We start from the raw sequence: 10,264 nt of genomic DNA, 5'->3' as shown, positions 1-10,264 counted from the left end.
TATTATAGTTTGCATAATTATTTAATAAAAGATATATACTATTAAAGTATAATATTTTAACGGAGGTATTTAAATTATGTCAGATCCAAATAGAATTATCTGTAACTGTATGAATGTTTCATACATAGATATCAGAAAAGCAATGATAAATGGTGCTAGAACTGTAGAAGAAATCCAAGAAATAACTAAAGCTGGAACTGGTTGCGGTGGTTGTATCCCTGAAATCGAAAAAATTCTTGCAAGTGTTTGTGGATGTAAAGGTGTGTCTTTAGAGTCTGTAGTAAATGCAGTAAAAGACGGTGCTGACACAGTTGAAAAAGTGGGTAATGTAACTGGTGCTGGAACTGGTTGTGGAAGATGTAAACCACTTATCCAAAATATTATTGATAATAAAAGATAATTTATATTAGTTATCTTATTATTTCTATCCCATATCTAAAGACAGATATTATTTTAATATCTGTCTTATTTTTTTCAAAAAAACTCCGAGAAAAATCTCAGAGTTTCTATAGTATTAAATTCTATTTCACGTATGTTACAGTATCTGCTCTTTTTTCTGTTGCCTTTCCTGATGCATTAGGATTCTTTTGTCCTAATATTATTGCATGTAAAGGCTTGAATCCTTCTGGTATCCCTAATTTCTCTTTATAACTTTCAAGTATACTTTTATCTTCTTCTCTTTGACTTTGGAATAAAATTCCTACAAATCCTATCCAACATGATGCAAGATTTAAAGATTCAGCTGCTAATAATATATTTTGTGATGCAATAGCACAGTTTATTTCGCTTTCATAAGCTTTTTCTTCTGCTGATACTATAATTGCTACTGGTGCATTATAGAATATATTAAACTTTTCATTATTAGCTAATTTTTTAATATGTTCATTATCAAAACATTTTGCTACATTCTTAGCATCTTCACTTAATTTATTTAATATTTCTTTATTTTGAATAACTGAAAAATGCCATGATTGTGTATTCATTGAACTTGGAGCAGAAACTGCTGCCTCCATTATAGTTCTAATATCTTCTTCCTTAACATTGCCTTCACCAAATACTCTTGTACTTCTTCTATTTAATATAGTTTTCATTGTTTCATTCATAACTAATTCCTCCTATGTATATATTAATATATTTATTTAAATCCTATTAGAATTTATTCTTTTTAGTTTTCTTTTTTTCATTAAATTATTCATTCGTTCTTGTACGAATGAATGTAGTAATAAAATACCAATTTGGCACTTTATTTTATAGTAACTACATTTTTTAAAGACATTTCCATATATTCTTCATATATTTTTCTTTCATTTTCACTAAAATCTTTTAATAAAATATTTAAAAATTCTCTTTCTATTTCATCTAAATTTTTTCTTATTTCAAGAGCCTTATCAGTTAAGCTAACATACACCAACCTCTTATCATTTGGACAAATACATTTTTCTAATATATCCATTACCTCATATTTGTTGATTATATCGGATAAAGATGATTTTGATATATCCCACTCTTTTGCAACTTCATTAAAAAGCATTCTCTCTTTACTCTCTGGTAATATAAAAAATAATGGTATATGACTTTTTAAGACTGGTAGATTTCTCTCTTTTATTTTCTTATCTACAAACTTATCTGATTTTAATGATATAGTTCTAATTTTACCTATAATACATTGTTTTCTCATAGTCATCCCTCATTTCATTCGATACCGTATATTTTAGCACTCTATTTTATTTCTGTCAATAATACTATCTTCTCCTTATTATAATATTTTATCTAAAAAAAATACTAGAATAATCTAGCATTTTTCAAATTTCAAATTACATATAATTATTTACTAAATAATAGCACCTTTCTCGAGTCATTTCTGCTAATTCTGAATTAACTGCAAGTAGTATTATACTTCCGTCTTTATATTCTTTTTCAATTTTCTTTTGCCTAACATCTTTTTCTTTAATCCATGCTAATTGCTTTGTTCTAAGTGTTTCTAATCTAGATTTTGGTAGTCTCTTCTCTAACACCTTCCATATTTCATTTATTTTATCGTCCCACATTCTATATACTTCACCTGATTGGGAATTCATATCTGCTTGTGTACTTCCTGTAATATATCCATTTGTCATACTCGATAATGCATTTAATTCTTTTAAGTATTGTGCTTTTTCTAATTCTGCATTCTTAGCCTCTTCTCTCCTTCTTTGTTCTGCATTCCTAATCTCCTCTTGTCTTCTTTGTTCTGCCTTTCTTTTTTCCTCAATCTCTTTTTTTCTATTCTCAACTTCTCTATTTTTTACTTCTATTTTCTTTTTTTCTGCATCAACCTTCTCTTCATCCTCTTGTTTACTTATATTCATCTTTAAATTATTTATATCTTTAGCTATCTCATATTTTTCATATTCTCTTATATTTTCTATTATTAATTTTGCTTTTTCTAAATCACCTTTTTCATAATATTTTTTGACTTCTAAATATTTTTCTATTATTTCTTTCATATTTCTAGCTTCTTTATTATCTGGATATTCTTCTAAACTCATCTTATATTTTTCTACCGCTTCTTCATATCGCTCTTCTGATACTAACTTACTTACTTCAGTCATGCTTTCTTTTACCTTCATTTTATAAAAGACAAACATACCACCTGCACCTATTCCCCCAAGGATTACTATAATTAAAACTATAGCTATAGGTATAATTGTTTTTTTATTCATTTCTCCTCACCTTAATCTATTACTCTATTAAATTCTATAAATTTTTCCTTAAATCATTCCTCTTTTATAAAATTTTTCTCTAATAACTTTTTTATTAAAAATATTTTATTAATCTTTGTAAGAATTTTTTAACTTTTACCTCTTTATAACTCTTATTTTTTTCTATTTATTTCTATTTTTTTCATTTATTATTTTATATTTTATAAAATAATTTACAAAAATTTTCTTTTTTTTATTCTCAAAAGAAAACTTTTTCATTTTTCTTTTAATCTACTCTATTTTTTTCATATTTTCACTTTCCTCTATCACTATATTAAAATTTATTAATTTTTTATTCTATCTTTTTTATTTCTTTTATTTTGATAGTTCATTATCTATCTAACAAAATCTTTTTTATATTTTAAAGTATATATTTCAAAAATTTACTTTTCTCTCTTTTGCTACTTTATTATATTAAAGTATACTTATTTAATATACTTTTAATTAATTTTCTTATTAATTAAAAATTTATATATCAAATCATTGTTTTATTATCATTTTGAAAATATAATTTAACCATAATAATTTAAGAGGTGATTACTTATGAAAAAATCTAACAAAAAAAATATTAACTTATTTAACACGCTTTCTAATCATTCCAAAAAACTTACTATTGGTTCTATTCTTGCCTCATCTATTGTTCTAGTTAATTTTTATCCAGCTATAACAGCCCATGCAACTACTGTAAATACAGCAAGTACCACTAAAATTACTCAACCTAAATATAATATTTCTATAAAAAATACTATTACACCTGTTGATACACAGTCAGCAACTTTATATTTAGAACCTGAATATACAATTTCTAGTAGCCTTACAGGGATTCCAAGCTTTAATACAGATTATTCAACTTATAATTTAACTTATATTTTTGGAGGTATCGCTTTACTAAATAATAAGAACACTACTAATATAAATACTAATAATTACTATGTATCTATTAATAATTTAAATACTTATAACCTTGATATGAGTGACGGCTCTTCAGCACAAAGTTCCTCTTTAACCCAAAGTTTAAATGAGATGTCTTTAAATATAGTTAATAGTGCATTATCAAACAATTATACAAATCCTAATTATACTATTTATAGTGGTAGTGAACTTCTAAAAATGGCACAAAGCGGTCAGGCTTTACCTAAAATAAATGGTATTATTCATCAGAATTCTTTGACTACTAAGATTCTTGATACTACCGGTTGGGCTGGTGATTCTATGATGGGGCCTCAACTTAGTAATGTTATAGTTGGTATTTCAAATTCAAATAGCTCAAATTACTTTAGTGAACATTTCAATTCTTTAACTAATAGTAATTCTGATACTTTGTTTACTAATAATAATGGTGGTTATGATTTTGTTCTAGGCTCTTATGGATATTTAGACGGAATGTCTTTAGGTAATTGGCAATCTTATGGTTTCCAATCATTTACTCAATCTCGTAATTCTGTAACTGATTCTGGGAGTATTCTTTCTCCTGGTACTTATTTTTCGGCTTCACCAAGTACAACATCTTTAGGCCAGCCTTTTATTACTTCTCGTAATTACAAAGATGGATTATATGTTGGAACTTCACTTGGCTCATTTTTAGAGTTAGATGGATTAAATAATAATTATTTAACTTTAAATGTATCTGGTATAAAAATTAATCCTACTACTTCAACAGTAACTTTAAATTATGTTACTACAAACAATGAAACTGTAAGTAAAACTCTTCCTTTATCAAGTTTTATTAATTTAGGAAATGGAAATTATGCATATAAATTATCTAATATAGCAAACTTTGCTCATTTTACTAGTAACAATTCTGAGCAAGCTGATTTTACAGCTCATTTATATTTTGCTGATGCCATTAATTTTGATGGTTCTACACCTACTATAAATGTTAATGCTAATATTAGTTCTACACCAAATGGAAGTTCAACTGTTAATGGTATTCTTTCTGCTAACAATACAACTTCAAACTTTACTATTAATACAAATCCAAATGGAATATCTTTCTCTTGTTTTTAATCATAAAAAAAGTGAAGTCATCATGGCTTCACTTTTTTTCACTTTATATTTTATCTATTTTCCATAGAGCATTTCATTTATTTCTTTTATTGCCTTAGAATTTCTTATTCCTGGTGAAAGATCCGCCAATTCTATTACATAAAATCTATTATTTTTTACTGCTTTTACATCTTTTAAGGCCTGATTACTTTTTAAGAATTGAATTTTTTTCTCTGCCTTTTCTCCTGCTAGAAATTCTGTTACAATTATTACTTCTGGGTCCTTTTCTACTATGCTTTCAAAAGATACAGTTTCATATGTATTCTTTAACTCTCCATAAATATTTTTTCCTCCAGCTAATGTAATTAAGTTGTTTGGTAAACCTCCACCAACTACCATTGCTTCTTTTTCTCCAGAATCATATACCATAACATCTACTTTATCTTTTTTCTCTTTTAATAATTTCTCTTCTACCTCTTTTACATCTTCTTTCATATTGTTTATGACTTCTAATGCAGTATCCTCTACTGCAAAAATTTTTCCTAGAGTTTTATAATCTTCATAAACAGTATCTATAGTTGCATTTCCTTTCAATGATTCTGCAACAAATGGTTTTATTCCTTCTGCTATAAGCTCTTTAGCTGTTCCTGTTGTTTCATTTGATATAGACATTTCCCAGCCGCTTACGAAATCTGGATTTAACGCCATAAATGCTTCTTTTGAAATACTGTGTCCCCCTGTAATTTTTAATACAGGAATTTTTTCATAAGCTTCTTTATACTGTGGTAAAATTGGGTTATCTAATAATGCTGTTGCTACCATTCTATCTTGTAATCCAAGTGATAAAAGCATTTCTGTCATAAATTGAGACAAAGTAACTGCTCTTTTAGGTGGTTCTGTTACTTTTACTTCTAAATTTTCTTTTCCATCATTATAATCATATATAAATTTTTCTGTTTGTTCCCCTTTAGAATTGCTTCCTTCTTCTTTTTTATCTCCTCCACACCCTATAAACACCGTAGCTCCTATTATAATAGATACACCTATCGTTAGTAATTTTAACTTCTTCATTTTACTTATCCCCCTTAATGTTTATGTACACCTGTATAACCATCTAAATGGACATGTCCATTTCCCATCCCCTCTCTATGCTCATGTATGCTAATATAAAAAATATGTACTGTTCCAGTTATAGGATTTTTACCTATATGACATTCTACATTAAATATCTCTTTTATAATTTTTTGAGTTAAAATTTCTTCGGTTCTTCCCTTTTTTATTATTTTCCCTTCCTTCATTAAGATTAAATAATCACAATACATGGCTGCTATATTCATATCATGAATTGCTGCAAATGTTGTTATCCTTAACTTTTTAACTATATCCATAATTTGAAGTTGATATCCTACATCTAAATGATTTGTTGGTTCATCTAAAATTAAAATTTCTGCATCTTGAACTAAAGCTCTTGCAATTAAAACTCTTTGTTTTTCTCCTCCTGAAAGACTATTGAAGTTTCTTTCTTTTAATTTGTCCATTCCAACTTTCTTCAGCATTTTATCTACAATTTCTAAGTCCTTTTTCGAATAATCTTCAAATAAGCTTTTATATGGATATCTTCCCATCTTTACTACATCTTCTACTTTAAAATCAAATTCCGAGCTATTTTCTTGTGCAAGGACACCAAGTTTTTTAGCAATTTCTTTTCCTTTCATTTTAAAAATATCTTTATCATCTATAAATATTTCCCCCTTTTGTGGCTTATAAATTCTATAGATATTTTTTAAAAGTGTTGATTTTCCCGATCCATTTGAACCAATTATTCCAACAAACTCTCCTTCTTTTATTTCTAGTTTAATATTATCTAGAATTTTTTTATTCTGTATATAATAATCTAAATTTTCAATTTGTAGTTTACTCACTATTTATTTCCTCCAAAAGAATAGTCTTTTTTCCCAATAAGCCATAAGAAAAATGGTCCACCAATTAAGGCTGTTACTATTCCTATAGGAATTTCTCTTGGTGCAAATATCACTCGTGCAAGTATGTCTGCAATAATTAAAAATATAGCCCCTAATAGAACTGATAATATTATTAATCTTTTATGATTACTTCCTGTTATATTTCTTATTATATGTGGTATTATAAGTCCTATAAATCCTATTGCTCCCGTTAATGATACTATTACTGCTATTAAAAGTACTGCTACTATAATAATTATACTCTTTATAACTTTTACATTCATGCCAAGCATTATTGCACTCTCTTCTCCAAATAAAAGTAAATCTAAAGATTTTGATAAAAAAATAGAAATTCCTAAAGCTATTATAAAAACTATCCCTGGTAACAATAGTATTTCCCATTTTGCTCCCCCCAGACTTCCCATTATCCAGAACATTGCACTTTTAGCTTGATTCCCGTTTTCTGCAGAATATATTAAAAGATTTGTTATTGCTGCAAATATAGTTGATAATGCCATTCCTGCTAATATGAGTCTAGTTGTTGAACTCACCTTTCCACACCTCGTCCCAATAACAAAAACTAATATTCCACAAATTAGTCCTCCAATAAAAGCTCCTCCCGCAATTCCAATACTTCCAAGAAAACTTCCACCAAGTACAATTACACTAACAGCTCCAGCTGATGCACCTGAAGATATTCCTAATATATATGGATCTGCTATAGAGTTTTTTGTTATACATTGCATTAAGATTCCACATAAAGCTAAACTTCCTCCTGTAATGGCTGCAAGTAGCGTTCTCGGAAATCTAATTTGCCATATTATAGCTTCCGTAGCACTTGAAAGTCCTTCTATATTAGTCCCACTAATCTTACTCCTTAGAAATTTCCAAACTATTTTTATTTCTATTTTTGTACTACCAAATGTTATTCCTAAAAGAATTACTATCATTAAAATTAGAATTAGAAAAATGGTCCATAATAAAAATTTTTTATTTGTTTTCATTTTTTACATCCTTTTCCTCTATTTGCTCCCTATTATATATTTTTGTATATTTTCAGTAAATAAAAGCTGTATTTTTTTATTTTTTTAATAAAAACATGTGCAATTTTTATTAAACTCTTATTATAAGCAATCTATTTTCAACAAAATTTTCTCTAAAAATTTACTGTTACTATAATTTAAGTCTGAAATTTACTTTTCTAAGTTAAACTTGAAATTAATTATTAATTTTTAGCTAATGAATAATTTAAAACTACTAATTAGCAATTAAAATTACTTTTATCTACTTTTTGTATACTTTTTAACAGAATACTTTAAATTTTCAGTCAAATGACCTGATTGACATAAAAATTTATTTGTACTATATTTTGTTAAAAGTTGAACACTTATCAAGTCTTCAGCTTAATATTTTTAAATTATAAGTTTCTACTAAATTTTTTATAATTTAAATCTTTGTATTTAGCTATAAAAAATGTGGTATCGAAAAAATAAGATAAGGAGGGTAAAAAAGTATGAAAACAATAAATAGCACGCCTAGAAAAGATAACTTTAGGATGCCAGGCGAATACGAGCCTCATGAAGGCACTTTTATGATTTGGCCTGAAAGAAATGATAACTGGCGCTTTGGTGGTAAATATGCACAAGTAGCATTTACTAACGTTGCAAAAGCTATATCAAAATTCGAAAAAGTTACAATGTGTGTCAATGAAGACCAATATGAACATGCAAGAAAAATGCTTCCAGAAAATATCCGTGTTGTTGAAATTGCAAGCAATGATGCCTGGGCCCGTGATTGTGGTCCAACTTTCGTAAAAAATGCGAAAGGTGAAGTCAGAGGAATTGATTGGAAATTCAATGCATGGGGCGGTCTAGTTGATGGATTATATTTTCCATGGGACAAAGATGATTCTGTTGCAAAGAAAATTTGCAATCTTGAATGGAAAGATATGTATGAATTAAATGACTTTGTACTAGAGGGTGGTTCTATCCATGTAGATGGTGATGGAACAGCTTTAGTTACAGAAGCATGTCTTTTAAGTAAAGGACGTAATCCTGGAATGAGTAAACAAGCCGTAGAGGATAAACTAAAAGAATATTTGAATGTTGACAAAGTAATTTGGATAAAACATGGAATATATTTAGATGAAACAAATGAGCATATTGATAATATAGCTACTTTCGTAAAACCTGGAGTAGTTGTAATCTCATGGACAAATAATCAAAATGATCCTCAATATGAATTTTCAAAAAGTAGTTATGAAACATTATGTAATGAAAGAGATGCTAAAGGCAGAAAATTAGAAGTTCACAAACTTATTTTACCATCTCCTATTTATATAACGAAAGAAGAAAGTATGGGTGTAGATAGTGTAGAAGGTACACTCCCAAGAACGCCAGGTGAAAGGCTTGCAGCTTCTTATGCAAATTATTATGTTTGTAATGGTGCTGTTATAATGCCAGGCTTTAATGATCCAAATGATGAAATTGCAAAAGCAAAACTTCAAGAACTTTATCCTAACAGAGAAGTAATTCAAATTTATGCAAGAGAAATTTTATTAGGTGGTGGAAATATTCACTGTATAACTCAACAACAACCAAGAGAAGGAGTGTAAACATATGAGAAAAGTTAAAGTAGCTGCAACACAAATGACATGTTCATGGAATGCAGAAGAAACATTAGATAAAGCAGAAAGATTAGTAAGAGAAGCAGCAGGAAAAGGAGCACAAATAATACTTTTACAAGAACTATTTGAAGCACCATACTTCTGTCAACAAGAAAAATATGAATATTTAAACTTAGCAACAAGTTTAGAAGACAATATTGCTATTAAAAGATTTAAAAAAGTAGCTAAAGAATTAGAGGTAGTTTTACCAATAAGCTATTTTGAAAGAGCTGGAAATACAACATTTAACTCAATTGCAATTATTGATGCAGATGGTGAAGTTTTAGGACAATATAGAAAAACTCATATTCCAACTGGTCAATCATATGAAGAAAAATTCTACTTTGCTCCTGGAGATACAGGATTTAAAGTATGGAATACAAAATATGCTAAAATCGGTGTAGGTATTTGTTGGGATCAATGGTTCCCAGAAAGTGCAAGATGTATGTCACTTCTTGGAGCAGAAATTTTATTCTATCCAACAGCAATAGGTTCAGAACCAGTATTAGTAAGAGATACAGAACCACATTGGGAGAACTGTATGAAAGGTCATGCTGCTGCTAATATTATGCCACTTGTAGCATCAAATAGAATCGGAACTGAAACTGATGGAACATCAATGACTTTCTATGGTAGTTCATTTATTGCTGATGAAACTGGTGAAAAAGTTGTTCAAGCTGATAGAACTTCTGAGTCTGTTTTAGTAGCTGAATTTGATCTTGATGCAATTAGAGATAAACGTTATGGTTGGGGTGTCTATAGAGATCGTAGACCAGAAATGTATAATCCAATAATGCATATTGATGCAAGCAAATAATATTTTTAAAAAAAGAAGCTGTTCATTTATAGTGAACAGCTCAGCTTGTAGACAAAGGACTTTTTCAAAATTGAAAAAGTCCTTTATTTTATTT

The 10,264-nt window shown here is 28.2% G+C and carries 10 protein-coding genes; 4 read left to right on the top strand and 6 right to left on the bottom strand.

What is annotated here, in order from left to right:
• Positions 1-76: 76 nt before the first annotated feature.
• Positions 77-400, top strand: a complete 324-nt coding sequence (locus Q0W06_RS18140) for a (2Fe-2S)-binding protein (RefSeq protein ID WP_297639098.1) — start codon at positions 77-79, stop codon at positions 398-400.
• Between the two features lie 121 nt (positions 401-521).
• Here Q0W06_RS18140 and Q0W06_RS18135 read toward each other — a convergent pair whose 3' ends face one another.
• The 3 genes from Q0W06_RS18135 to Q0W06_RS18125 form a co-directional block, all read right to left on the bottom strand.
• Positions 522-1,103 (bottom strand): nitroreductase family protein, encoded by a 582-nt coding sequence (locus tag Q0W06_RS18135; RefSeq protein WP_297639095.1) that lies wholly within the window; start codon positions 1,101-1,103, stop codon positions 522-524.
• A gap of 140 nt (positions 1,104-1,243) precedes the next feature.
• Positions 1,244-1,678, bottom strand: a complete 435-nt coding sequence (locus tag Q0W06_RS18130) for a MarR family transcriptional regulator (protein ID WP_297639092.1) — start codon at positions 1,676-1,678, stop codon at positions 1,244-1,246.
• Between the two features lie 136 nt (positions 1,679-1,814).
• Positions 1,815-2,702: a lysozyme inhibitor LprI family protein gene (locus tag Q0W06_RS18125; protein ID WP_297639089.1), complete on the bottom strand. Its 888-nt coding sequence runs from the start codon at positions 2,700-2,702 to the stop codon at positions 1,815-1,817.
• Between the two features lie 582 nt (positions 2,703-3,284).
• On the opposite strand from Q0W06_RS18125, the gene Q0W06_RS18120 reads away from it, so the two are divergent.
• Positions 3,285-4,748, top strand: a complete 1,464-nt coding sequence (locus Q0W06_RS18120) for a hypothetical protein (protein WP_297639087.1) — start codon at positions 3,285-3,287, stop codon at positions 4,746-4,748.
• 54 nt (positions 4,749-4,802) lie between these two features.
• Here the strand turns inward: Q0W06_RS18120 and Q0W06_RS18115 are convergent, their stop codons facing one another.
• Genes Q0W06_RS18115 through Q0W06_RS18105 form a run of 3 tightly spaced genes read right to left on the bottom strand, consistent with a single transcriptional unit; the run spans position 4,803 to position 7,692 of the window.
• On the bottom strand, positions 4,803-5,798 hold the full coding sequence (locus Q0W06_RS18115) for an ABC transporter substrate-binding protein (RefSeq protein WP_297639085.1): 996 nt from the start codon (positions 5,796-5,798) through the stop codon (positions 4,803-4,805).
• Between the two features lie 14 nt (positions 5,799-5,812).
• Positions 5,813-6,649: an ABC transporter ATP-binding protein gene (locus Q0W06_RS18110; RefSeq protein WP_297639083.1), complete on the bottom strand. Its 837-nt coding sequence runs from the start codon at positions 6,647-6,649 to the stop codon at positions 5,813-5,815.
• Positions 6,649-7,692, bottom strand: coding sequence for an iron ABC transporter permease (locus Q0W06_RS18105; RefSeq protein ID WP_297639081.1), 1,044 nt, complete (start codon positions 7,690-7,692; stop codon positions 6,649-6,651). Before Q0W06_RS18105 ends, Q0W06_RS18110 begins: the two co-directional genes overlap by 1 nt.
• 509 nt (positions 7,693-8,201) lie before the next feature.
• Here Q0W06_RS18105 and aguA point away from each other — a divergent pair.
• The gene (aguA, locus tag Q0W06_RS18100; protein ID WP_297639079.1) at positions 8,202-9,302 is read left to right on the top strand and encodes an agmatine deiminase; all 1,101 of its coding nucleotides are present in this window, start codon (positions 8,202-8,204) and stop codon (positions 9,300-9,302) included.
• A 4-nt stretch (positions 9,303-9,306) separates the two neighbouring features.
• Positions 9,307-10,170: an N-carbamoylputrescine amidase gene (gene aguB, locus Q0W06_RS18095; protein WP_297639077.1), complete on the top strand. Its 864-nt coding sequence runs from the start codon at positions 9,307-9,309 to the stop codon at positions 10,168-10,170.
• The last annotated feature ends 94 nt before the right edge of the window (positions 10,171-10,264 follow it).

It is taken from the genome of uncultured Clostridium sp. (assembly GCF_947072515.1).
GTDB lineage: Bacteria > Bacillota > Clostridia > Clostridiales > Clostridiaceae > Clostridium.
Note: the sequence above shows the minus strand (reverse complement) of the source record. Positions and strands in the feature narration are given on the sequence as shown.